Origin of the sequence: Kribbella sp. NBC_00709 (assembly GCF_036226565.1) — a bacterium.
Classification (GTDB): Bacteria; Actinomycetota; Actinomycetes; order Propionibacteriales; family Kribbellaceae; genus Kribbella.
In genome coordinates this window covers 7,931,835-7,955,779 of the sequence record NZ_CP108996.1, presented here as the reverse complement: position 1 = coordinate 7,955,779, position 23,945 = coordinate 7,931,835, and the positions used below count along the sequence as shown (strand labels likewise).

Here is a 23,945-nt window from a genome sequence, read left to right as displayed (position 1 = left end):
ATGCAGGTAACACGCCGCCGCAGGCGTGCCGAAAAGGGCTCGTCGAGCCGCCTCCGGCGCAGGGTACCACTGGTAACGGCGGGCACGACCGCCGTTGCGGTGACCCTCGCCGGCACCGCTGTCGCCTCGACAACCGGCTTCGGACACGACCAGGTGGGCCAGGTCACCGACAAGGGCCAGGTCATCTCCTCCGACCAGTACATCAAGCCGATCGGCGACCGTCTCGTCCTCCAGAAGGGCAAGATCATGTCGTCCTCGGTCAGCCCGGACGGCAGCCACATGGCTGCTTCCGTGACCGACGGCGGGATGGCGCTGGCGATCGTCGACCTCAAGAACTGGAAGGTCCAGCAGTACGTCGGCAACAACGCCGCCGCCGACCTGAAGATCCCCGGCAACGACATCGGCCAGGAAGGCCCGACGTACTCGCCGGACGGCAAGCAGGTCTGGCTGGGGCAGACCGATGGCTACCGGAAGTTCACCGTGAATTCGGACGGTTCGCTCGCGAACCCGACCTTCGTGCCGATCGCGGCCGACGGCGCCAAGCACTCGCTGGTCGCCGAGGCGGTGTTCTCCGCGGACAGCTCGACGGTGTACTCCGCGGTGAACGGGCAGAACCGGGTCGTCGCGATCGACACCGCCACCGGTGCGATCACGCAGAGCTGGGCAACCGGCAACGCTCCGCGCGACCTGGTGATGTCCGGCGACAAGCTGTACGTCAGCAACGAGGGCGGCCGGCCCGCGAAGCCGGGCGACCCGACGATCAACTCGTACGGCACCAACGTGGTCGCCTCGCAGGTCACCGCTGCCACGACGACCGGTACGGTCAGCGTGATCGACCTGAAGAACCCGGCGGCCGCGCCGGCCAGCATCGACGTCGGTCTGCACCCGACCGCGATGTACGCCAAGAACGGCGCCGTGTTCGTCACCAACACCGCGACCAACAGCGTGTCAGTCATCGACACCCGGCGCGGCAAGGTCGTCCAGACCATCGCCACCCAGCCGTGGCCGGAGGCCTCGGTCGGTTACGAGCCGGACGGCGTGACGCTCACCAACGACGGTCACCTGCTGGTGTCGCTCGGCCGGGCCAACGCGATCGCCGTCTACAAGTACCGCAACCCGCTGGAGCCGGTCAGCTACGTCGGCCTGCTTCCGACCGACTACTTCCCGGCCGAGCTCGCCCAGGTCGGCAAGGACATCGTGGTCTCGAACACCCGCGGCATCGACGCTCGCCGTGACACCACCGCCGCCGGTCGCGGCACCCACGACACCACGTCGAGCCTGACCAAGTTCAAGCTGCCGGACGACCACGCCATCCAGAAGCAGTACACCGGCCAGGTGTTCGAGCAGAACGGCTGGACCAAGGGCTCGGCGCAGCTCGCGACCGACAAGGGACACCGTCAGCCGGTCGCGATCCCGGCCAAGCTCGGCGACCCGTCGACGATCAAGCACGTCTTCCTGCTGGTCAAGGAGAACCGCACCTACGACCAGGTGTACGGCGACATCCCCGAGGGCAACGGCGACCCGGCGCTCGCGCAGTACGGCGAGAACGTGACGCCGAACCAGCACGCGCTGGCCAAGCAGTTCGGGCTGTACGACAACACCTACGACATCGGCACGAACTCCGCCGAGGGTCACAACTGGCTGATGCAGGCGGACAACCCGGAGTACAGCGAGTCCTCGGCCGGTGAGTACCTGCGCAGCTACGACACCGAGAACGATGCCCTCGGCCACCAGAAGAGCGGCTTCATCTGGACCGGTGCGCAGGCGGCCGGCAAGACGGTCAAGGACTACGGCGAGTTCCAGTCGGTCGAGCAGAAGCCGGCCGGCGCGACCTGGCAGAACCTGTACTGCGACACCAAGACGATGGAGTCGACCGGTGCCGCGACGCAGTACCCGATCCAGGTCGGCTCGGCGATCCCGTCGCTGAACAAGATCTCGGTGCCGGGCTTCCCGCTCTTCGACACCAGCGTCCCGGACGTCTACAAGGAACAGATCTGGAAGCAGGACTTCGAGAAGAACGGTCCGGCCAACCTGAACATGTTCTGGTACTCCAACGACCACACCGGCGGGACCGCGAACGGCCCGGCGCAGGTGGCCGACAACGACCTGGCCGTCGGCCGGACCGTGGACGAGATCACGCACAGCAAGTACTGGAAGGACTCGGCGATCTTCATCGTCGAGGACGACTCGCAGGCGGGCCTGGACCACGTCGACGGTCACCGGGCGCCGATCCAGATCATCAGCCCGTACGCCCAGCACGGTGCGGTGGACAGCCACTACTACACGCAGATCATGATGATCCGCACCATCGAGCAGATCCTGGGCGTCAAGCCGATGAACCAGAAGGACACCGCGGCGACGCCGATGTTCGGGGCGTTCACGAACAAGCCGAACAACGCGACGTTCACCGCGCTGCCGAACCGGACCTCGCTGACCGGCGGCGTGAACCCGCTGCCGACCTGTGGCGCGGACGTGCCGGCGGCGCAGAACCCGAACGTCGCACCGGTGCCGACGGCAACCGTCCCGGCCGGGATGGAGTCGATGGCGGCGACCTGGTCGGCGTGGAAGGACCAGCAGCGCACCACCGGTCCGAACGCGAAGGCCGACTACGCGAACCCGTCGCAGATGAACCACTTCGACTGGTACGAGGCGCACAACTGGTCCACGCCGTACCCCGGCGAGGCGAAGATCGTGGCGCCGAACGACGTGCCGGGTGCGGTGATCCCGGCCAGCGAAAGTGATGGCTGAGACACCTTGATGGGGTAGAAAGTCCCCATGCCTAACGAGCGGGCGTCGACCCGGATCGAGCAACTCGCCGATCCGGGCGACGTCCGCGTCGTCGGTTACGGGCCGGACGACGTTCCGGTGGTGCCGGACAAGTACGCCGGGTTGCCGGTGCACAAGGCAGAGTCCGGGCAGACCGGCGGCTGGAACGCCGAGCTGATGGACCCGGCCGCGTCGGCCGTCTACATCGTCGACAACCGGTTCCTGTACGCCACCGACGACCGCGGCCGGGTGACGCACGCCGAGGGCTGGCTCGGCTGGCTCCCGAAGGAGCAGAACGACGAGCGCCGCAACCCGGACGCCCAGCTCGAGGCGGGCGAGGCCGACCGCGAGCCCACCGACGACGGCGGTCATCTGATCGCGACGAAGTTCGCGGGCCCGGGGGAGTCGATCAACCTCACCGCCCAGTCGCAGCAGCAGAACCGCTCCGTGAAGGGCAGCCAGAACTGGCGCCGGATGGAGGAGAGCTGGCAGGCCCTGCGGGCGGCGGGTATCCAGGTGCATGCCGCGATCGACGTCAAGCACCCGAACCGTACGTCGCGCCGCCCGTCCAGCCGGACGGTGATCGACCACCACGAGGGCGTCCGGTCGCCCCGGCGTATCTTCAGGGAGACCAAGCCCACGGCCAGAGGAGCTGGATGACCGAGATCGGCGTGATCGACACGATCGCACGTGCCCTGGTCGCGGACCTGCCCGCCGGGTGGCGTGAGGTGTCCGCGGTGTACCGCGCGACCACGTCGTACGCCGAGCTGGACGCCGATGTGGTGGGACCGTCGGGGCGCAGCCAGCTGCAGACGCTGCCCGAAGGCCTCGAGGATCACTTCGAGCAGCTGCGGCGGGAGATGTACCAACCGGGGAAGGGCACCTGGTTGACGGCTCGCGTCACCGTCACCGCGGACGGGCACTTCTCGACCGACTTCGATTACGACCACCAGCCGGCCTGGTCGATCCCTGTCGACGCAGGCATCTACGCCGCCGACCTCGCCGAGTTCCCGCGGGACGCCGAGCACCTCCCGGACTGGCTGAAGTAATTGAGTGGCCGGCCGCGGAGGCCGGTGGTAACGTCTCCAGCCTGTCTTTTCGGGATCGAATCGAACCGGATGGATCTGCTCCGGGGCGGGACCCAGCTCACGATTCGAGGCATTCTCCCATGGCCGAACTCGAGGCCGAACGCGCCTTCCTGACCACTGCCCAAGCCGCTCTCCGCCGGATGTACGCCGAGGTCGTGGACCGCGAGGTCCAGGTCATCGGCGGCGAGGACAACGACGAACGCTTCACCAATGAGGCCAACCAGCGGGCCAAGGAGATGCGGACCCACGCGCTCCTCGACCTGCCCGACGTACCACTGTTCTTCGGCCGGCTCGACTACGAGCACGGCACCATCCCCGACCTCGACCTGGACCAGATCTACATCGGCCGTCGGCACGTGCACGACGGCAGCGGCGTACCGCTGGTGATCGACTGGCGCGCGCCGGTGTCGGTGCCGTTCTACCGGGCGACCCAGTCCGACCGGCAACGGGTGCTGATGCGCCGCCGCTACGGGTTCTCGGACCACGCGGACATGACCGGGTTCGAGGACGAGCCGCTGACCGGCGTGGTGGAAACCGATCAGGGGGATGCCTTCCTGCGGGCCGAGATCGAGCGGCCGCGCACAGGTCCGATGCGTGACATCGTGGCCACGATCCAGCCGGAGCAGGACGACCTGGTCCGGGCACCGCTGCATCCCAGCGTCTGCGTGCAGGGTGCGCCAGGCACCGGCAAGACGGCCGTCGGTCTGCACCGGGTCGCCTACCTGCTCTACACCGAACGCGAACGGCTCAGCCGCGGCGGCGTCGTGATCGTCGGCCCGAACCGGTCCTTCCTTTCGTACATCCGCAAGGTCCTGCCCGCGCTCGGCGAGGTCGACGTACGGCAGATCACCATCGACGAGTTGCTGACCCGGCCGACCGCGGCGATCGACGACTCGGAGGCCGAGCGGCTGAAGGGCGATGCCCGGATGGCCGACGTACTGCGGCGCGCGTTGTGGTCGTACGTCGGTACGCCGACCGAGGGAGTCCTTTACAGCAAGGGATCCCGGCGCTACCGCGTGCACGACTACGAGGTCGTCGACATCGTGTCCGACCTGCGCGAGTCGACCCGGTACGCGCCCGGCCGGAACGCCCTCGCCCAGCGGATCGCGCACGTCGTACTCGTCCGGATGGAGGAGCGGGCCGAGTCACCGGACGACCGCGTGCAGAACGCGGTCGCGCGGTCGAAGCCGGTGAAGGACGTGCTCGACTCGGTCTGGCCCCGCGTCCTACCCGAGCAGATCCTGCACCGCCTCTTCTCGGACGCCGGCTTCCTGGCCCAGGCCGCTCCGACGCTGTCCGACGAGGAGCGTACGGCGCTGTTGTGGAGCAAGTCGGTGCGCTCGTGGAAGTCGGCGAAGTGGTCGTTCGCCGACTCCGTCCTGCTCGACGAGCTCGAGGACCTGATCGAGCGGCGTACCGGATCGCTCGGTCACCTCGTCCTGGACGAGGCGCAGGACCTGTCGGCGATGCAGTTGCGGGCGCTCAGCCGGCGGTGCCGGACCGGTTCGGCCACCGTGCTCGGCGATCTGGCGCAGGCGACGACGCCGTGGGCGGCGGGCTCGTGGGAGCAGGTCCTCGGTCATCTCGACAAGAGCGACGGCGTCGTCGCCGAGCTCGATCGCGGGTTCCGCGTGCCGGAGCAGATCATCAACTTCGCGGCCAAGCTGCTGCCCGCGATCGCTCCGACGCTGAGTACGCCGAGCGGAGTCCGGACGGTCGCCGACGCGCTGAGCATCGTGGCGGCCGACGAGTCGACGCTCGCGGACGAGGTGGTCGCCGGGTGCAAGGCCGCGCTGGCCGGCGAAGGTTCGGTCGCGCTCATCGCCGCCGACGACCAGGTGGAGCGACTCCGCGACGCGATCGCCGCCGCCGGCCTCGAGGTCGCGCTCATCGGCGAGACCGATGACGAGATCGACACGGTCCGCCTCGTCTGCGTCCCGGCGACCCTGGCGAAGGGCCTCGAGTTCGACGCGGTCATCGTCGCCGAACCGGCCCACATCGTCGCCGCCGAACCCCGCGGCCTCCACCGCCTCTACGTCGTCCTCACCCGCGCCGTCACCCGCCTCCAAATCATCCACGCCGAACCGCTCCCAGGTGCCCTGGGCTAGTACCTGACCGGCTCAACGGCCGGGTGCCAACCGGTCGATGAGCTCGCAGAGACCGGTCACGTCTTCCTGGCGTTCGCGGCGGATGCTCTCGATGATGCGCAGGTTGCCGGTGGTGGACTCGCGCTGCCAAGTTTCGGTGCCGACGGCAACGGCTTTGCGCCGGAACCGTTCGGCTGCGACGAGGTCGCCGTGGAGGACCTCGAGCTCGACCATCGTCGCGTAGTCCCAGTAGTCGGGATCGGCGCCGCGGACGCGTTGCTCAGCGGCGAAGCGGACCACCGGCAGCAGCCGCTCGGTGGTCCGTTGGGCCTCGGCATCACCCTGTGCGGCGAGCAGCGTCAAGGCATTGATGCCGGGGTAGATCTCCCGCCAGTCGGTTTCGAATCCCTGGACGTAGGCGTCCACGGCCCGGACGAGAAGGTCGCCGGCGCGCCGGTCGCCGGTCGCGCGGGCCTGCAGCCATTGGCTCTTGTAGATGCGGCCAAGGAGACCGAGTGTCTCAGGCGTGGCCCCTTGATCCTTGCCGAGCTTGTCCAGCAGAGCCAGCGCCGCCGCCCGGTCCTTTGCGGCGCCGGCGTCGTTGCCCTTCGCTGCCTTCTCCTCGGCGCGGCGGTTGTAGGCGAGTGCGGTCTGCTCGCGGATCGGAATCTGCCGGAACTCCTTGGGCATCCGGTCGTACACCTCGATCATCCCGGACCAGTCGTCGATCGAGCGGTGCACCAGGATCAGCTTCACCAGGACACCGGCGTCCGGAGCCTGATCCGCCAGGGCCTGGTCCCGTATCTCGGCGAGCTCTGTGCGCACCTGTTCGGTCTGACCGTCCTCCTGGCCGAGGGCATGCAGCCGGTCCAGTTCGCCCTTGAGCAGTTCGCTGTCTCTCAGGTCCTTCCGGAAGGTCTTCACGGCCGCGGCCGGGAGTGATTTCGGCTTCCAGGTCGGCACGAGCTCGAAGACCGGACTGTCCTGGATCTCGGCGACGCAGTTCCCCGCGTGCATCGCCTTGAGCCTCCTGGTGATCGCCCGCCGCAGCTTCGCCGCCTCGGCGTCGGAGAACTCGTTCGCCGGCCCGAGGGCGTACGGCTGGGTGCTGAGCATCCGCACGTCGAACGGCAGTTGGGTCGGCTTGGCGTACACAGTGAGCGTCGTCCCGGGACGGGCGGTGTGCCTGACCCCGAGCTCGTACAGGACGTTCGGATTGCTGGTGGTGAGGTCGGCCACCGCGTAGCTGCAGACCAGCAGCTTCTCGAACATCGCCTTGTGGATGATGCCGCCGATCTCCTCCTCGTCCGAGCGCAGCGGCTGCATCCCGGCGGCCTTGACGGCCGGCCGGATCGCGGCCTGGTAGATCCGGTTGAAGTCGATGTCCGGCCCGGTCGCCGGATACCGCTTCGTGCCGAACGGCATCAGGACGAAGCAGAGTGGGTGCTGGGTCATGGCCCGTCTCCTGATCGATCGAGTGCCGAGGTGATCGCGAGGCGGAGGGGGAGGGAGTCGAGGGGTACGGCGCTGACCAGACCTGACCTGGCGAGGCGTACGGCGCGGGCGTCGGCCGGCTCGCCCCGGAGGGCCGCGGCGAACTGATCCGCTGTCCGGCCGCTGCCTTCGACGACGAGCACCGGGCGGCCGGACTCGATGCTGCGGGCAGCGTCGTCGTAGGCGATCTGGCCGCCGTTCACCAGAAGGGTGATCGAGGGGGCCGAGCCGGCCAGCACAGTGGCGGCATCGGCGATCCACGGGGCCTCGTCACCCCACTCCGTGCCGGGGACGGCGAGGAATCTGGTGTGGTTCGGTTCGAAGTCGGCGGTTCCGTCGCGGGGCGGTTCACCCGGCCAGTTGACGGTGCCCTGGGCAACGACTCCGACGAGCGGGAAGCCGGCCTGCCGGCCGGCACGTTCCTGGCCGAGCAGCCGCATCACGCCCGCATCGGTGCCGCCGTCGATCGCGACCGCGCCGTACTCCTCGAGGACCGGAACGAGCGCCTCGGCGATCAGCGGTCGGAGCCGCTCGAGGTCGTCCGCGCCGAGGCCGCCCGCACCGCCGACGAGCACGACGACCGGGCGGGGGCCGGGGAGTCCGATCGCGGTCAGGGCGGCCGCGAGGTCGTCGGTCGCGCCGAGGTGTACGCCGATCGCCGTCGAGTCCGTCAGCTGCCAGGTGTCCATGGTGGAGATTATCGGGCCCGTCGTTCGTCCTGCGTCCACTCGCGGACGAGGCGTTGCATGACGAAGCTGTACGGGATCGCGTTGTGCTCGCCTTCACCCCAGCGGCCTTGCCGACTGCCTTCGAGCAGGCGATCGGTCGGGTCCTCGAAGTCGAGGCGCAACGGGGGAGCGAGGAAGGTCGAGCGGAAGGCGTACGTTCTCGGGCAGCGGAGTGCGTACCCGTCCTCGAGCGCCTGCCCGGCCGGGCTGAGCAACACCGCAAACGCCGGGCGGGCGATCTCGAGCAGGTCAGGTGTGACCGGATGTCGACGTACCGGACCGCCCTCGGTGTCGCCGGCGTCCGCGGTCTCGGAGAAGTCGCGGATGCTGCGATAGGTCAGCGCGCCCCGCCGTACCAGAGGTTGGAGTAGACGGCGGGCCGAGGGTTCGGGACGGACCGTTTCCACCACGGTCAACGGTGGCTCGGCCGCGCGGCCTTCGGCGACGGGGGTGTGTGCGTAGCTGAGCGCGACGGTGGCCAGAATGAGCGCCACGTCGTCGACGGGCACGGTCAGGGATCCGTCCGCGGCGTAGACCGCGCGCGCAAGCGCGAGTAGAGCCTCGTGCCGCAACGCCGGTGCCTCGGCCGCCGGCGCGACGTCCCCCCTCGGCGAGTCGGCGACAACGAGAACTCGCGGTCCCTGTCGCTCTCCGCCCGGATCGCCGAGTCTGTCCGGGGTGGTAGGACGCTCGGGTTGTGGCTTCGGACGCCCGGGCTGTGAACGTGGATCGTCCCTCAGCCTGCCGCACACCCCGCTCACAGCACACCCCCGGCGATGTCGGTCGCGGCGAAGTCCATGGAGCCTTCGTCGATCTCGAGCACGTCGGCTGCCAAGCCGAGCCAGATCAGGCCCTGGCGTCGATCGGCGCGCGTCGGGGAGGGATGCACCACGACCGGTCTGGTGCCACCACCGACGCTCTCCTGCGCGAGCCGGAACCGGTGCAGGTCGGCCGGACGAGGGTGGACAGCCAGCACGTAGCCCGGCTTCGTCGCCACCGCGAACCCGGCCGCGCGGAAGGCGATGTCGTCCGGGCCGGTCCTGGATCGCGACCAGCCCGAGCCGCCGGGCGGCGGCGGTCGCGACCTCGTGCTTGACCCAATCCGACCGGACCGATCGGGGTGTCTCGATCACCACGACCATGGCCTTGTCCAGCAGCTCGTCCTCGATCCGCTCGGCGAAGTCCACTCCGACGGTCAGCCGGAACCGATCGAGGAACACGTCGAACCGGCGGGCGGTCAGCAGCAAGGCGATCCGCTCGGCGAGATCCTTACCGTCATGGTGCGAGTAGCTCACGAAGATCCGACGGTCCTCGGCGCCGAGCGCCACCGTGTCGACCAGGTCCGTCGTCACCTCACGGACGTCGGTGAGCCAACTCGGCGCATGCTGCCGGGCCAGTCCGGACGGCAGTACGTCGTCCGGATTCAGTCCGCTTCGGAACACTCCGACGGCCTCGAACCCACGCCGCTGCCAGTCGTCGACGAGCGATTCCAGTTCCACGGACGGCGTACTGTCACCACCTACCACGAGGAGAAGGTTGCGCGCGTTCGGCTCCAGGGTCGCCCAGCAGGCGAGCTGTCCCGGCCCGTGGCAGTCCTGGAATCCCTCTGCTGCGAACGGCTCCATCGCAGCGATCAAGGCATCGACGAGCTGGTCGCGTGCAGCGTCGGCGCCGGGGTCGGAGACCACGCGCAACCGGACCGGCTGGAGCAGGGCGTTCGCCCCGAGTCCGTGGTAGATGTGATTGCCGTAGGCAACCGATTCGGACTGGACGATGATCGTGAACGGCGGATGGTCCATGTCTGGTCACTTCCCGAGGAAGCCGTCGAAATGCGATCGGTGGACCTCGAGCGCGAGGCGCATCCCGACCAGTTGGAGGTCCTTGATGTGCAGGACCGAGTCCAGCCGCTGCACGGCCTCCGGGCGGACGTTGCGCAGGTCGAGGCGGTTCAGGCCGGTGCGGGTCAGTTCGGCGTTGTACCGGACGTAGCTGAACAGCCGCTCGGTCAGCGGGCCGGACGGACCCCGGAGATCGCCGATCTCGTTGTCGATCGGACCGCCGTACCGGCAGCGCCCGAACACCCGGCAGAGCATGTCCTGCTCGTGCATCGCAGCGCTCATCAGGGCGGCCGGCACCGACTTCGCGTTGAACAGCAGGTTCATCTCGTCGGCGCGCAGCCGGTCGTCGGCCTTCGGGCTCGTCCCGGTGCCGACCGAGACGATCAGCAGCTTGTCCTCACCGGCCGGCCACTCGAGCTGGTAGGTCCTCATCGTTGCCATCAGGAACAGCTGGAACGCCGGGTTGTTGTACATCGTCAGACCGCCGTCGACGAACACGAACTCGTGCGGCCCGATCGACACGGCCTCGGGCGGGAAGAACGTCGGTGCCGCCGTACTCGCCCGGACCAGCTGCCACAGCGGCAGCTGCAGATTGTTGTCCGGCCGGTTCGTCTGGTTGTACTTCGCCCGCGGATTGTTGCTGAGCGGCCAGGGTGAGTCGGTGGTCGCGTTCCGGAGCACCATCATCAACAAGGTCCGCAGGTCCGGGTCGCCGAGCGTGACGCCGGCGCCGAAGGTCTCCTTGAGCATCCGCTCGAGGCGGCGGCTGCCGTACTTGTAGCTGAACCGCTTGATCAGAGACGCCCGGTCGAACATCTCCTCGCCGTGCATCGTGTAGAGCTCCTGCAGCTTCGCGACCGGCATCCCTTGCGCGATCCCGGCCGCGATGATCGCCCCGGTGCTCGTGCCCGCGACATAGTCGAAGTAGTCCGCGAGAACGAAGTCCGCGCCCGCGTCCAGTTCCCGGCGCAGCAGCTTCTCGATCGCTCCCAGCACCTCGAGCGACAGCACGCCCCGGATGCCCCCACCGTCCAGGGCCAGCAACTTCCGCGGCCCAGTCCCGTCGAGCCGATCCCGATACCCCATGTGTTCCCCCAGCCGCTCCGGATTGCCCGGCCCCCCGGCTGGCCCTCACCCTAGCGACCATCACCCTCTGCGACCAGATGTCATTCCGAACTCGTTCAGGGCCTTGGATTCAAGCGTTTTGTTCCGCCATGGTGAACCCTTCGGCGCCACGATCGGTGACGTCGCGGTAGTTGGGGGGAACTATGAGCGCAGTCGGACTGCGCCGCGGTGACACGCGTGCGCGGCTGGGCTTCCTGGTCGGCCTAGTGGCGGTCGGTCTGTCGGCCGCCTGCTCCTCCGGATCAACGGTCATCGACGACAACCTGACCGCGGCGACGACGGCCACCGCGTCGTTCCAGCTCGTGAAGAGCTCGGGCCGATTGTCGGTTCTGTCCGGGGCGGGCGAGAGTCTGGTTCGCGACGAGGGCCGGATCGGTGCGGACAACCGGACTGTCGTCGCGGGCGCGGTCGGCGCGAACGCCGTCGGGGTCGTCGACGGCGCGTGGCTCGGGCTGATCGGTCCGGACGGTTCCGCCCGGACCGTCGCTTGCCGGCGCTGCCGGTCGGTAATGGCCGGCGGCAACGACGTCGTCGTACTGCGGGATTCGCAGGCGGACGATCTGGCGTTCGAGATCGTGCGCTTCGACGCCGGACTCGGTGAGCAGCATGCCGTGACCGCGCGCCGGATGACCGAGCGGACCTCCCCGGATGCGGAGGAGAACAACGACGCGGAGCTGCTCGCCGCGAACGCGACCACCGTCTGGGTGGCGTACACCGATCGCTTCGGGTTCGTCCGCGGCGGATCCCGCACCATCGCGGCCTACTCCAACGATGGCCGGCTGATCCGATCGACGCACGTACTCGGCACGATCTACGCCCATGCGGTGTCGGCGGACGGGCGGTTCCTGGCCATCGCGAACGGCGGCTCGGGTGGTGCGTGCGTCACCGACTCGTCGATCGACGTCATCGACCTGACCGCCATGCGCGGCCTCGACGCCGAGCCTCGCATCCCGGTCCGGGCGCGCCTCGAGGCGGCGCCCGACGACGTACCTTCGCTGAACTTCACTACCGAGCAGCTCTACTGGAACGGCTCCGTGGCCGTCGCGGTCGGCATCACCTCACGCGGCAACGATGCCGTCAGCGGCTGCGACCGGGAGGCCACGACCTGGGTGCGGAAGTACGACCCGTCGACCCAGCGATTCACCGACACCAAGACCGGGCGGAACACCGACATCGCGGTCGGACCCGCCTGCGGTGACGGCTGGCACCGCGACAAGACCGTCGTGATCACCTCCTCGACCGGTACCGTGCGGCGCGTCGACGACCTGCTGTACGCACCACCCCCGCCGGCGGGCTGTGGGGAGCAGCGATGAGCGATCCCACGCCTGCGCAGTCGCTGCCGGTCGCCGGGTACGACGCCTTCGTCTCGTACCGTTCAGCCTCGTCCGGTCGGCAGGCACGGCAACTCGACCGAGCTCTGTTCCATCTCGGCAAGCGGCATCGGACAGATCGCGCGCCGAACGTCTTCCTCGACACCAGCGACCTGGTCGCCGGCACTCTCAACGAGAAGATCGAGCGTGCGCTGGACGTCAGCCGCAGCCTGGTCGTCCTGCTCGACTCGACGACGAAGGAATCTCCGTGGGTTGCCAAGGAGATCGAGTACTGGCTGGCAAACGGTGGCGCGGCCGAGCGGCTCTTTCTGGTGCGGACCGATCCGGCGCTGAACCTGTCGTGGGACCGGGCGGCCAACGGATTCGCCAGACCAGACGAGCTACCGACGCCGCTGCGCGCGGCGTTTGCTGCCGAGCAGAAGTACTTCGACCTGCCGCGATCGAGATCTGTCGACGAGAGCAGTCTCGTCGGCCTCTACTCGGCTGTGATGAACGTCGAGCCGGAGACGTTGCTGCTGGAGGAGTCGCAGTATCAACGGAGCCGGCGACGCCGATCGACGGTGCTCATCGGCGTCCTCGCGGTCCTGCTTGTCGTCGCGGCCGGCGCCGGGATCATCGCGAGGCAGCAGTCGCGTCGCTCGGAGGAGTCCGCCCGGGCAGCGCGCGGCGAGGCGGCTGCGTCCGGTGCCTTGCTGACCCTCCCGTACTCCTATCCGGACGCGATCGACCAGGCCCTGACCGCATCGACGATGAGCAGCAGTCAGAGTGTTCGTTCGGCCCTCATCGCGGTCGCCAACGGAACCGGGGCCCTGCGCCGGACCCTCGACTGGTCGCAGACGGGGACCGGACGCCCCGCTGCCGGAGTGGCTTTCAGCACGGATGGCAGCCGGTTGATGGCCTGGGGGCCGGCGAAGGACAGCAGCCGATCGCACCTGGCGGCGTGGTCCGTGGTCAGCGGCGAGAAGACCGTCGACAACGACATCGCGGCCTCGGGCCTCTCGGACGTACGTGAGGTCGGCGCTGTCGGGTACGTCGGTTGCAGTGCGAAGGGTCCGGTGCTGATCGACCGCCGTACGTACTCGGTGCTCGCCCTCATGAAACCCGCTCCTTCGGCCGGCGACGAGGTCGACGGCTGCCGGACGCTCGCCTTCGCGGGTGGCGTGGTGGTCACGACTGGCGGAGAGGGGACGAGTACAGCACCAGGGACGGTCTTCGTGTCCTACGCGGGCCGGCATATCTACTTTCCGGGCGCCACGCCGACCCGCGTCAACCCGCAGGGCTGGTCGGTCCCGCTCATCAGCGGCAACCGATTGACGCTGGTCAGCGCCCGAGGACAGGCGAGCGTGAGCGTTCCGGATGAGTTCTCCGTTCGTTTCGCTACCTCGGAGGGGATGGTGCTGGCCACCGCGGGCAGCGACTGGTACCAGGTCCAGCACAGCAGCCGGGGGACTTCGGCCAAGCTCGTGAAGCTGCCTGTTCCGGGCGACACGGCTGAGGTCGCGCCGTACTCGTACTACGGAACCACTGCGGGATACGCGTGGATCACCCGCTCTGGGGTCGTCGGCTGGTCGAAGTCCGCGGAGACGGTCCAGCTCACGGACGACACCCAGCAGACCAGCCAGCGCTCGACCTACGCGCCGGCGATCATGCCGACCGGTTCCTCCGGTTTCTTCGCGAGCCTGGGCGGTGCGGCGTACTCGCTCTCGATCCCGGACTTCGGCCACGGCTGGATCGCGCGCACTCTCAGCGTCACCCTGGGGCAGCCCGACGTCGATGGAGCGTCGCCGGTTACCTCCTACTGTGATTCCGGTGCGGCGATCGGACTCGCGAGCGACCAGTGGCTGGTCAACCCGTTGGACAACAAGTCGGGCTTGTTCAAGTCGGTCTCCACCGAGGCCCGGCTGGATGGGTGCACGCTGATCGATCCTGGTCCGCCGCTGGCCGTCAACGGCATCCGCATCACGGACGGCACCGCGTCGAGCGCCGACGTCGCCGTCTCCGACGGTTCTCCGGGCGGCATCGCGCTGTTCCGGGCGGGCGGCGTGATCCAGTTGTTCGCCACCGCCGGGCGCGTCGAGAACGCTTGGCGGCAGTCGACGACCACCAAGAGCTTGGTGAGTGCGCTGGGAGAGCGCACGGTGGTCGCCGGCGACGGCGAGCTTGTCAGTCTCGGCAGCAAGGGCGAGCGCACTGTGCTGGGCGAGGTCGACGGGAGCGTCCATGTGATCAGTCCCGATGGGTTGGAGGCGATCCTCTCCTCGTCCCAGTTCGATGATCCGAACGCCTTGCGACTGATCGCCGGACGTGGTGGGCAGACGACCATCGACAGACAATGCCGTGACCAGTGGCCGACCTACGTGCCCGGCCCGCGGTTCGAGTCGGACATCGGCGACGCCGAGAAGCAGTATCCGGCCGCGCTGACCGAGGCCGGGTGGCTCGACTGCCGGTCAGGTCAGCCGATCGGCCTCGACCAGGGCATCGGTATCCAGGAGTATGAGATCGGCGCCGACCGGGGACGCATCGTCTGGAGCCGGACGCGAGACAAGCACATCGAGTACCAGGTCACGACCTGGAACCGCGGTGAGGGTGCGGCGCTGCAGACGCGCAAGCTCCCGATGACGGGTGATCAGGACAGCGCATCCGAGCGGGCGTCATTGGATCCTTCCGGTGACCATCTGCTCGTCAGCAATCCCGTGACACCTGCCATCAGGTCCTACACCTGGTCCGACGGACAGTGGAAGGCCGGCCGGTCGCTGCAGGCTGCAATCGGAGACATCCAGGCGACCGCCTGGAGCCGGGATGCCTCGCTAGCTCTCGCGGTCGGTGACGGCGGTGGCTTCGAGCTCTACGACATGGCGACCGGACGCCGGCTGATCACCCAGGTCGGATCGGCCCGTGACCCGAGCGAGTCGGGTCCTGCGCATATCGACGTCACCGAGTCCGACGGGTTCCTCCGCGCACACCTCGACGGCTCGGACCCGGCGCTGCTCGAGATCCCGATCGACCTCGGCCGGCTGCGCGAGCTGCTTTGCGTGGTGCACCACGCCACGGCGTGCGGCCCGGGCCCCGGCGGCTGACGGCCGGGTACGGCCCCCAGGCGCCGCTATCGTGGCGCGATGAAGCTCTTCGTGGTGGTCGTGACCGTGTTGTTCGCGGCCGGACTCACCTGGGGCATCGTCGCGCTTGTGCGGCGGCAGCGGTATATCGACTCGTTGCGGCAGCGGGGGTGGAACTTCGTCAACAGTCCGACGTTCGAGGCCGTGGCGCGGCTGGGGAATCCGCCGTTCGGGATCGGGTTCGTTCGTAAGCCTGACGATCAGATCACCGGTCTGACTTCTGCGGGCCGGCCGTTCCAGGTGATCGAGTACAGCACTGCGCACTGGTCGGGTTGGCTCGGCATGGTGACGTTGTCGCGAAGGCTTCCCGAGCTGTGGATCACGGGCGGCGACACCCGGCCGCGGTACGGCGTCCTTGCGCACGCCGTGCCCGCTCCGGCGCAGCTCGGTCCGGGGTGGCAGGTCGGTGCGCTTGATCCGGGGTTCGCGGCCGAGGTGATGACCCCGCAGCTGTGTTCGCAGCTGACTGCGATGGCCGCCGGCCTTCCGGGGCTGAACGTTGGCATCGACAGCGATCAGCTTGTGATGCTGAATCCGCCGCGGGAGAAGCCTGACCTGCTCGCCGCCTGGCTGGAGCAGTTGGGGGCTGTCGCGGCGGCGATCGACGCGACGCCGTTGGACCATTGGATCCAGCCGGAGCCACAGCCGCGCCTGACGTTCTATCACCATCCAGACTGGTATTGGATCGGCGTCGACGACAGCCTGCTGCAGTTCACGCCGGTGACGCGCGGCGGGCACGCCCACAGCACCAGCGAGGTGATCCGGGGCCGGGACGGTGACGGGCCGCCGTTCGTCGCGTTCACGCACCACTGGAAGACGACGCGGACCGAGTCGTACACCGACTCCGAGGGCCGCACGCAGACGCGGACGGTGACCGAGAGCCACAGCGAGCCGATCCTCGGGTTCCAGCTGCCGATCCGGATGCCGCGGCTGCAGGTCGGCCGGAAGGCCTACAGAATTGGACTCAGCGGGGGCGGGATCAGCTTCGAGAGCGAGGCGTTCAACCGCCAGTTCGCGGTGCACGGGCAGGACACCAAGTTCGCGTACGACGTGATCCACCCGCGCCAGATGGAGTACCTGATGGCGAATCCGCCGGCGTCGTTCGCGATCGAGGAGGACTGGGCCTGGTTCTCGCCGGGCGAGCACAGCCAGCCCGCGATCGCGCACAGCTCGGAGTTCGTGCGCGGCTTCCTGGCCCGGGTCCCGCGCTTCGTGTGGCGGAACCTCGGTCTCCCGGATTCCCCCTACCCAGCTGTCGAGATAGCGCCCGTCCGCTAGAGGGAATGCGGTTACCCTCGGCGCGGTTGCGTCTTTGGGTGTGGCTCCACGGATGAGCCACGAGTCTTGGGAGGCATCATCAGTACGCATGCGGCCCTGCTACCGGTCGAGCGATCCTCGGCGGGTACGGACCAACGAACCCTGGTCATCTTCGGCGCCAGCGGCGATCTGAGCTCGCGGCTGCTGCTGCCCGGTCTGGGCAGTCTGCTCGCCGGACCGCGCGCGACCAGTGTGCGCATCATCGGGACCGGCCGGTCGGCACTCGCGCCGGCCGAATGGACCGACCGGGTCCGATCAGCGTTCGAGTCCCACGGGCAGATCGGCCCCGTGGCCGCTGACACGCTGGCAACGACGGAGTACGTCGCCGGCGACCCGACCGACATCCAGCACCTGCGCGCGCTCCTGGAGCTCGCCGGCCCGGCGCCGGTCCTGTACTTCTCCCTGCCGCCGGCCGTGACGACCGCGATCGTCGAGAAGCTCCGCGAGGTCGAGCTGCCGGAGGGGACCGAGCTGGCCTTCGAGAAGCCGTTCGGCATCGACGCCGAGTCCGCTGCCGAGCTGAACCAGCTCGTCGGCTCGCTCGTCCCCGAGGAGAACGTGCACCGCGTCGACCACTTCCTCGGCCGCACCGCGGTCCTGAACCTGATCGGCCTGCGGTTCGCCAACCGGCTGTTCGAGCCGGTCTGGAACGCCGAGCACATCGAGAGCGTCGAGATCGTGTACGACGAGACGCTCGGCCTGGAAGGACGCGCGCAGTACTACGACAACGCGGGCGCGCTCGTGGACATGATCCAGAGTCACCTCCTGCTCGTCCTCGCGCTGCTCGCGATGGACGCTCCGGCGACGATGGACGCGGTCGAGGTACGCAGCGAGATGGCGCGGGCGCTCCGCAGTACCCATCTCTACCGTGGCTCGGCGATCGAGGCGGGCCGCCGGGCGCGGTACACCGCGGGCATCGCGGACGATCGCGTGGTTCCGTCGTACGCCGATGAAGCGGGCGTGGACGCGGAGCGGGAGACCGAGACGCTCGCCGAGGTCGTTGTCGAGGTCGGGACGAACCGGTGGGCGGGTGTCCCGTTCAGGCTGCGGTCGGGCAAGGCGCTCGGGGTCGCACGCAAGGAGATCGTGGTCAAGTTCAAGCCGCTGCGGCACCTGCCGTCCGGCCTGAACGGCGGGCAGGACGGCGAGACGCTGCGCATCGGTCTGAACCCGGGGGAGTTGTCCCTGTCCGTCCCCGCGCTCGGCGTCGACGGCCCGTACACGATGGGCCAGGTCTTCCTGGACGCGACGCTGCCGTCGTCGTCGGTGCTCCCGTACGGCGAGGTGCTGAGCGGCATCCTCCGCGGCGACCCGCTCCTCTCGGTCCGCGGCGACGTCGCCGAACGCTGCTGGGAGATCGTCGAGCCCGTCCTCACCGCTTGGCGGAGCGGCAAGGTCCCCCTCGACGAGTACGACGCAGGCTCCGACGGACCGGTGACTTGGCGGTAACCGGAACCGATATCGCACAGAATCTTGACAGAGTTAAGTAAATAGAACCAATATCCTATCCGATTCGGTTCTCTCAGAGAGGTCACCGCCATGACCAGATCCGTTCGGAGCAGGGTGTTACGGGCCGCGCTTGCCGGTCTCGTGATCGCCGCGCTGCTGCCGGCAGGTTCGAGCATCACGTCCTCAGCTGCGCCGGCGCCACCGACTGTCGCGAAGGCGGTGGTTCGGACGCCGACCGCTGCCAGTCTCGGCTCGAACGTGCTGTCCGGGCCCGCGGGTGACAAGGCGCTCAAGCCCTACATGGGCTGGAGCAGCTACAGCAACCAGGTCTTCAACCCGAACGGCGGCACCTGGATCACAGCGGCCCAGCTGATCGCGCAGTCCGACGCGATGCACGCCAAGCTGCAGCCGTACGGGTACAACTACCTCAATGTCGACGCCGGCTGGAACGACGGTACCGACGCGTACGGCCGGCCGGTGCCGAGCAAGAAGCTGTACCCGAACGGGCTGCAGGCGGTGATCGACCACATCCACGCCAACGGCCAGAAGATCGGTCTGTACACGATCCCGGGCATCAGCAAGGCCGTCATCGACGCGAAGCTGCCGATCTACGGCGCCCCGGAGTGCACGACCGGTGACCTGCCGGTCCTGCCGCTGCAGAAGGCGGACGCCTGGGGGATCGGCTTCCGGATCGACTTCTCCAAGCCCTGCGGGCAGAAGTACATCGACTCGATCGCTGACCTGTTCGGATCGTGGGGTCTGGACTTCCTGAAGTTCGACAGCGTCACGCCGGGCTCCGGGGTCAGCGACCTGTCGCTGGACGCCCGCGACGACGTCAAGGCGTGGTCGCAGGCGCTGGCCAAGCACAAGATCTGGCTCGAGCTGTCCTGGGCGGTCGACATCAACTACGCCGACACCTGGAAGCAGTACGCGAACGGCTGGCGGGTCGACTGGGACGTCGAGTGCTACTGCACCGGGGTCGCATACACGACCTGGCAGAACATCAACCGGTTGTTCCCCAGGCTGGCCGACTGGTGGCGCCATGCTGGGCCGGGCGGCTGGAACGACCTCGACTCGCTCGACGTCGGCAACGGCCAGATGGACGGTCTCACCAAGGACGAACGTCGTACGGCGGCAACGCTGTGGGCGGTGTCCGCGGCGCCGATGTACATCGGCAACGACATGACCAAGCTGGACTCGTACGGTCTGGAGCTGCTGACGAACCGCGAGGTGATCGCCGTCGACCAGGCCGGCCGGCCGGCGCAGCCGGTATCGACGAAGACCAACAAGCAGGTCTGGTACTCGCTCAACGCGGACAACAGCTACACCGTTGCCCTGTTCAACCTCGGCCAGACCGACTCCGACATGACGGTGAACTGGTCCGACCTCGGTCTGACCGGTCCGGCGAAGGTGCGGGACCTGTGGGCCAAGAAGGATCTCGGCCAGTTCGCGAGCGGCTTCACCGGGAAGGACATCCCGATCCACGGCGTCCAGCTGCTGAAGGTCACGCCGCAGAAGGGTTCCACGATCCGCGTCAACGACGACGACCTGCGAGTCGGGTACGACGGCGCGTGGCAGCGCAACAACAACTACGAAGTACCCGCGGTGTCCGAGCCGCTGACTGTGACGGTCACGGACTCGTCGCAGGCGAAGACCGCGGATGTTGGTTCGCGGACGCTCGAGGTCAACAACGACGACTCGCAGATCGTCTACACCGGCTCGTGGCACCAGAGCACGGGTCGTGGCCTGGGTGATTACAAGGACGACGTGGCCTGGAGTGAGACCGACGGAGACTCGTTCTCGTACAGCTTCGTCGGCACCGGCGTCGACTACGTGACCGAGACCGATCCCGGCCAGGGCGACGTCGACATCTACGTGGACGGTCAGTTCAAGCAGACGGTCAGCACGTACCTCGATCCGGCGCAGGGACACAACAAGCCGCAACAGGTCGTCTACAGCGTCTCGGATCTGCCGAACGGCACGCACACGATCCGCGCGGTGAAGAAGTCCGGCCAGTTCATGCTGCTCGACAAGCTGAACATCCGGCAGGAGAGCCTGCTGAACCCGGACTCCGCGACCTTCGACAAGGGCGCCCCGGCCGACGTCAGCGTCCAGCTCGGCCGCGACCCGGGCGAGCTGGCAGGCATCTCGAACGCCGGCCAGGACCTCGTCAAGGGCACCGACTACACCGTGGCCGGGAACGTCGTGACGATCAAGGTGGCGTACCTCGCGAAGCTGGCGGCCGGCACCGTGCCGCTCGACTTCCGCTTCCGGGGTGACTACCGCGACGACATCCACGCCACCACGGCGAACGGCGCGGCGGTCAACTTCACCTTCACCGGCACCGGTGTCGCGTGGAGCACGCAGCTCGCTCCGGACCAGGGGAACGCCGACGTCTTCGTCGACGGCAAGCTGGTACGCCGGGTGAACCTGCACGGTGATGCCCGCGTGACGAACCAGCAGGTGTTCAGCGCGACCGGTCTGAAGAACGCGCAGCACACGCTGCGCATCGTGAAGGTCGACGGCGACGTACTGCGCAACGACGCGATCCGCTACACGATCGCCAAATAGCTTTACTCGCAACGGCGGGCGGTGGTCCTCTGGGACCACCGCCCGTCGTCCTGTTGCAGGGGTCACAGCTTCTGACTGACTGATCAGTCAGTTACTTTGTTAGGCTTACCTGTGGGGGATCGAGCTGGCATCCCTGTCGAACGAGCGAGGTGCCGCCTTATGTCGTTGAGCGATATCACCGTCCCGCGCCGGCGCAGCCGCCGGCGCCGGGAGGACTCCAAGCTGGCCGACCACGTCGAGCGACTCGGCGAGGAGCATCCGCCGATTCCGCTCGAGAGCGTCGACTACACGATGAAGCGGCCGCGCCTGCTGGCCGAACGCTTCGGGTCCGTACTGGCCTACATGACCCGGGTCGAGCTCGAGGTCGAGCGGAACGTGCTGGAGCTGAACATCCTGCTGCCGGACCCGCCCGAGGTCGACCGGCGGTTCTACGCCGACGTGTGGATGCCGCAGGAGACGCGGCACGGGTTGATCCTGGACACGATGCAGGAGCTGGCCGGGATCGAGGCGCACGAGCCGAACCTGACCGACGTCGACTTCAGGCTCAAGCTGCTCGGCGCGCTCGGCAAGATGCCCGGCGTGCAGGACATCAGCCGGATGCTCTACTACCTGACCGGTCTGGCGACCGAGCGGTCCGCGGTGCTTGCCTACAACAAGCTTCACTCCGGATTGACCGAGCTCGGCGAGCGCGCCATTGCCGCCACCGTGGTCGCGCCGATCAAGCGGCAGGAGCCGGGGCACTTCGCCTATTACCAGATGGCCGCGCACGAGCTGTGGGGGCAGCTGTCGGGCTGGCAGCGGTGGCTGACCCGCGCGTTGCGGAAGCGTACGTTCGATGTCGTCGGGGCTTACAACAAGCTGCAGCGGACCCAGTTCGGTGATGTGATGGAAGCGCTGGACATCAGCAAGGGCGGCGAGGCCGAGCTGCGGGACTACGCGCAGAAGGTCGGGCGCGCCGAGTACGAGCTGATGTTCGCGCACCGGCACGGTCTGCGGGTGCCGGACTATGTCTTCAAGGCGCTGCGGGGATCCGCCGAACTCGCCGCCGAGCGGAAAGGTGAGACCTGGCCGGCCGCCGAGCCAACCCCATCATGAGGGCCACAGCATGACTGCTCCCGCGCATGCGCGTCAGACCAAGCGGCAGGTCATCATCGAGACCGCCGAGCGGCTGTTCGCCGAGCACGGGTACGACGCGACCTCGACGGCACGGATCGCGCACGAGGCCGGCGTACCGTCGGGGCTGGTGTTCTACCACTTCGCGACCAAGCTCGACCTGCTGCTCGCGATCGTGCAGGAGCGCCCGGCACCGAGCGAGGTACTGCGGTCCGCCGCGCAGGCCCGCACGGTACGACGGCGGTTGCAGGTGATCGTGGCGACGATGGCGGCGGAGCTGGAGCACGATCGCGCCGCCCGGATCATCGTGTTCCGGGAGGCGCAGGGGCGTCCGGAGATCGCGGAACGGGCAGCGGAGTTGTTCGCCGAGGCGACCGGGACGGTGGCCGACGTACTGGGTGGTGCGGACGATGTCGTCGCCGAGCGGGACCGGGTGCAGACGGCGGCGGAGCTGGTGGTCAGCCGGGTCTTCCTCGACACGGTCGCGCTCGGTCAGGCCGACACCGCGGCGAAGCGGCACGAGGCGATGATCGATCTGGTCGCCGACTCGCTCACCACACCACCTGGCGGGCGCGCCCAGGACGACTGAGCGCGCCCGTTCAGGCTGTCAGGCCCAGGGGTCGAACGGGATCCCGGACGGCTTCGACGCGTTCAGCAGGTTGCGGAAGCGGTCGTCCTTGTCGGTGATCTTGATGGTGGCCGAGCCGAAGTCGGCGTTCATCAGGGTGTCGCGCAGCGACGTGCTCGGATAACCGTTCCAGCCGACCAGCGGCGGGTACCGCCAGGTGTGGTAGTGGTTCTCCGGCGGCTCGTCGTTGGTGTTGGCAAGGCGGAAGAAGTGCGTGCTGGCGCCGTCCTTGTGGTAGACGACCTTCGGGTGCGATCCCTCGAACAGTACCTGCGAGCGGGTGTACGTGACCTGGCTCGAGTGCTGCGTCGTGGTCACGTACTCGACCTGGTTGGACGTCTGGTTGATCCAGGAGATGACGTGCTCCCAGTCGTGCCGGTGGCCGCCGAGGCTGCTGCCGGGCAACGCCTGGTCCTTCTCGAAGTAGCTGGCGTAGACGACCGCGCACCAGCCGTTGTTGCACTTCTCGCGGGAGTAGGTCTGGGAGTTGTCGAGGTCGGACTGGTCGCGGCAGTTGCCGTTCACATCGCCGGTGGGGTTCAGACCGGGGTTGAGGGTGCCGTCCGCTCCGATGGCGGGGGTGGCATAGCAGCCGTCCGTGTCGTAGTCGTACGCCGGTGAGAACGACTGCTCGTACCCGTCGGCGTTCTGCGGGAGGCCCGGTGGCGGCTCGGCGAACGCGAGCGCGGCCGAGGTGACCATCAGGGCGGTGGTTCCGAGGAGGACGCCGAGCGTGCGGCGCAAACCCTTCGGGCGAGGGGGCGGTGGGGCGGATTCCTGCATCGAGTGCTCCTTCAGGACTTAGTTCAGGGCGGAAAGGAACGACACGACAATGCCAGTCCCGGTGCACCGGCGCATATACGTCACGTGGCTACAGGTTGACGGCCCGTGAACACCGGGAATTGGTGGATGCGCGGTCTCGTATTAGTAGTGCAGAGTGGGCTCTGACACCTGCCGGCTGGGGATGCTGAGGAGCGAACGGCAGGTGGTTCCTGGGGAGGAACGCTGTGCCTTTTGAGGAGAAGGCTGTGCTGGCAGAGGTACGTCAGCCGCCGCCTGCGTTGCCCGATGGATCGATGCCGACGTACGGCGGTCACGCACCGCCGAGCAGCGCGAACGGTGAGCCATCATGGTCGCCCTTCGGCTGGGGTACTGATCTCGATCGCTTGACCGAGCAGAGGGTGCGCACCAGCGAACCGGCCGGCCGCGCGCTCGTCTTCGTTGCCTTCGTCATCCTTTACGGCGGGCTGGTCTCGGCCCTGCTCGCAGCCATTGCTGTCCGGGTCTACTGACG

The 23,945-nt window shown here is 68.2% G+C and carries 17 protein-coding genes; 12 read left to right on the top strand and 5 right to left on the bottom strand.

The genetic code is table 11. The annotated features are described in order from the left end of the window. Positions 1-99 precede the first annotated feature (99 nt). The 4 genes from OHA18_RS38760 to OHA18_RS38745 all read left to right on the top strand — a co-directional run bounded on the left by OHA18_RS38760 (position 100) and on the right by OHA18_RS38745 (position 5,962). Positions 100-2,748, top strand: coding sequence for a bifunctional YncE family protein/alkaline phosphatase family protein (locus OHA18_RS38760; protein WP_329000371.1), 2,649 nt, complete (start codon positions 100-102; stop codon positions 2,746-2,748). Positions 2,749-2,775: 27 nt separating this feature from the next. Further along, positions 2,776-3,426 (top strand): DNA/RNA non-specific endonuclease, encoded by a 651-nt coding sequence (locus OHA18_RS38755; protein WP_329000370.1) that lies wholly within the window; start codon positions 2,776-2,778, stop codon positions 3,424-3,426. Then, positions 3,423-3,815: an immunity protein YezG family protein gene (locus OHA18_RS38750; RefSeq protein WP_329000369.1), complete on the top strand. Its 393-nt coding sequence runs from the start codon at positions 3,423-3,425 to the stop codon at positions 3,813-3,815. The genes OHA18_RS38755 and OHA18_RS38750 overlap by 4 nt, the downstream gene beginning before the upstream one ends. 119 nt (positions 3,816-3,934) lie before the next feature. Continuing rightward, the gene (locus OHA18_RS38745) at positions 3,935-5,962 is read left to right on the top strand and encodes a HelD family protein (RefSeq protein WP_329000368.1); all 2,028 of its coding nucleotides are present in this window, start codon (positions 3,935-3,937) and stop codon (positions 5,960-5,962) included. A 12-nt stretch (positions 5,963-5,974) separates the two neighbouring features. Here the strand turns inward: OHA18_RS38745 and OHA18_RS38740 are convergent, their stop codons facing one another. Genes OHA18_RS38740 through OHA18_RS38725 form a run of 4 tightly spaced genes read right to left on the bottom strand, consistent with a single transcriptional unit; the run spans position 5,975 to position 11,087 of the window. Further along, positions 5,975-7,396 (bottom strand): TRAFs-binding domain-containing protein, encoded by a 1,422-nt coding sequence (locus tag OHA18_RS38740; protein WP_329000367.1) that lies wholly within the window; start codon positions 7,394-7,396, stop codon positions 5,975-5,977. Further along, the gene (locus OHA18_RS38735) at positions 7,393-8,124 is read right to left on the bottom strand and encodes a hypothetical protein (protein ID WP_329000366.1); all 732 of its coding nucleotides are present in this window, start codon (positions 8,122-8,124) and stop codon (positions 7,393-7,395) included. Before OHA18_RS38735 ends, OHA18_RS38740 begins: the two co-directional genes overlap by 4 nt. Before the next feature lie 8 nt (positions 8,125-8,132). Further along, positions 8,133-9,962, bottom strand: a complete 1,830-nt coding sequence (locus OHA18_RS38730) for a TIR domain-containing protein (protein WP_329000365.1) — start codon at positions 9,960-9,962, stop codon at positions 8,133-8,135. Positions 9,963-9,968: 6 nt separating this feature from the next. Next, entirely contained in the window at positions 9,969-11,087 is a 1,119-nt protein-coding gene (locus tag OHA18_RS38725; RefSeq protein WP_329000364.1) for a patatin-like phospholipase family protein, read from the bottom strand. A gap of 182 nt (positions 11,088-11,269) precedes the next feature. On the opposite strand from OHA18_RS38725, the gene OHA18_RS38720 reads away from it, so the two are divergent. The 7 genes from OHA18_RS38720 to OHA18_RS38690 all read left to right on the top strand — a co-directional run bounded on the left by OHA18_RS38720 (position 11,270) and on the right by OHA18_RS38690 (position 22,612). Then, positions 11,270-12,439, top strand: a complete 1,170-nt coding sequence (locus OHA18_RS38720) for a hypothetical protein (RefSeq protein WP_329000363.1) — start codon at positions 11,270-11,272, stop codon at positions 12,437-12,439. Next, positions 12,436-15,534, top strand: coding sequence for a toll/interleukin-1 receptor domain-containing protein (locus tag OHA18_RS38715; RefSeq protein ID WP_329000362.1), 3,099 nt, complete (start codon positions 12,436-12,438; stop codon positions 15,532-15,534). The genes OHA18_RS38720 and OHA18_RS38715 overlap by 4 nt, the downstream gene beginning before the upstream one ends. Before the next feature lie 39 nt (positions 15,535-15,573). Then, positions 15,574-16,851: a hypothetical protein gene (locus OHA18_RS38710; protein ID WP_329000361.1), complete on the top strand. Its 1,278-nt coding sequence runs from the start codon at positions 15,574-15,576 to the stop codon at positions 16,849-16,851. A 66-nt stretch (positions 16,852-16,917) separates the two neighbouring features. After that, complete coding sequence (locus OHA18_RS38705) at positions 16,918-18,339, top strand: glucose-6-phosphate dehydrogenase (RefSeq protein ID WP_329000360.1); 1,422 nt, start codon at positions 16,918-16,920, stop codon at positions 18,337-18,339. A 90-nt stretch (positions 18,340-18,429) separates the two neighbouring features. Continuing rightward, complete coding sequence (locus OHA18_RS38700; protein WP_329000359.1) at positions 18,430-20,910, top strand: X2-like carbohydrate binding domain-containing protein; 2,481 nt, start codon at positions 18,430-18,432, stop codon at positions 20,908-20,910. A 159-nt stretch (positions 20,911-21,069) separates the two neighbouring features. Continuing rightward, the gene (locus tag OHA18_RS38695) at positions 21,070-22,005 is read left to right on the top strand and encodes a GTP-binding protein LepA (RefSeq protein WP_329000358.1); all 936 of its coding nucleotides are present in this window, start codon (positions 21,070-21,072) and stop codon (positions 22,003-22,005) included. Between the two features lie 10 nt (positions 22,006-22,015). Beyond that, a complete protein-coding gene (locus OHA18_RS38690; RefSeq protein WP_329000357.1) occupies positions 22,016-22,612 on the top strand; it encodes a TetR/AcrR family transcriptional regulator in 597 nt (198 codons plus the stop codon). A gap of 18 nt (positions 22,613-22,630) precedes the next feature. Here the strand turns inward: OHA18_RS38690 and OHA18_RS38685 are convergent, their stop codons facing one another. Continuing rightward, positions 22,631-23,434 carry an NPP1 family protein gene (locus OHA18_RS38685; RefSeq protein ID WP_329000356.1) on the bottom strand — a complete coding sequence of 268 codons (804 nt, stop codon included), beginning with the start codon at positions 23,432-23,434 and terminating at the stop codon, positions 22,631-22,633. Positions 23,435-23,658: 224 nt separating this feature from the next. Between OHA18_RS38685 and OHA18_RS38680 the strand changes: the two genes are divergently transcribed. Next, positions 23,659-23,943 (top strand): hypothetical protein, encoded by a 285-nt coding sequence (locus OHA18_RS38680; RefSeq protein ID WP_329000355.1) that lies wholly within the window; start codon positions 23,659-23,661, stop codon positions 23,941-23,943. Positions 23,944-23,945: the final 2 nt, after the last annotated feature.

Excerpts from the sequence above, each read along its gene's own strand:
- OHA18_RS38755 (WP_329000370.1), top strand. The coding sequence starts at position 2,776 with ATGCCTAACGAGCGGGCGTCGACCCGGATCGAGCAACTCGCCGATCCG.
- OHA18_RS38750 (WP_329000369.1), top strand. The coding sequence starts at position 3,423 with ATGACCGAGATCGGCGTGATCGACACGATCGCACGTGCCCTGGTCGCG.
- OHA18_RS38745 (WP_329000368.1), top strand. The coding sequence starts at position 3,935 with ATGGCCGAACTCGAGGCCGAACGCGCCTTCCTGACCACTGCCCAAGCC.
- OHA18_RS38740 (WP_329000367.1), bottom strand. The coding sequence starts at position 7,396 with ATGACCCAGCACCCACTCTGCTTCGTCCTGATGCCGTTCGGCACGAAG.
- OHA18_RS38735 (WP_329000366.1), bottom strand. The coding sequence starts at position 8,124 with ATGGACACCTGGCAGCTGACGGACTCGACGGCGATCGGCGTACACCTC.
- OHA18_RS38730 (WP_329000365.1), bottom strand. The coding sequence starts at position 9,962 with ATGGACCATCCGCCGTTCACGATCATCGTCCAGTCCGAATCGGTTGCC.
- OHA18_RS38725 (WP_329000364.1), bottom strand. The coding sequence starts at position 11,087 with ATGGGGTATCGGGATCGGCTCGACGGGACTGGGCCGCGGAAGTTGCTG.
- OHA18_RS38720 (WP_329000363.1), top strand. The coding sequence starts at position 11,270 with ATGAGCGCAGTCGGACTGCGCCGCGGTGACACGCGTGCGCGGCTGGGC.
- OHA18_RS38715 (WP_329000362.1), top strand. The coding sequence starts at position 12,436 with ATGAGCGATCCCACGCCTGCGCAGTCGCTGCCGGTCGCCGGGTACGAC.
- OHA18_RS38710 (WP_329000361.1), top strand. The coding sequence starts at position 15,574 with ATGAAGCTCTTCGTGGTGGTCGTGACCGTGTTGTTCGCGGCCGGACTC.
- OHA18_RS38700 (WP_329000359.1), top strand. The coding sequence starts at position 18,430 with ATGACCAGATCCGTTCGGAGCAGGGTGTTACGGGCCGCGCTTGCCGGT.
- OHA18_RS38695 (WP_329000358.1), top strand. The coding sequence starts at position 21,070 with ATGTCGTTGAGCGATATCACCGTCCCGCGCCGGCGCAGCCGCCGGCGC.
- OHA18_RS38690 (WP_329000357.1), top strand. The coding sequence starts at position 22,016 with ATGACTGCTCCCGCGCATGCGCGTCAGACCAAGCGGCAGGTCATCATC.
- OHA18_RS38685 (WP_329000356.1), bottom strand. The coding sequence starts at position 23,434 with ATGCAGGAATCCGCCCCACCGCCCCCTCGCCCGAAGGGTTTGCGCCGC.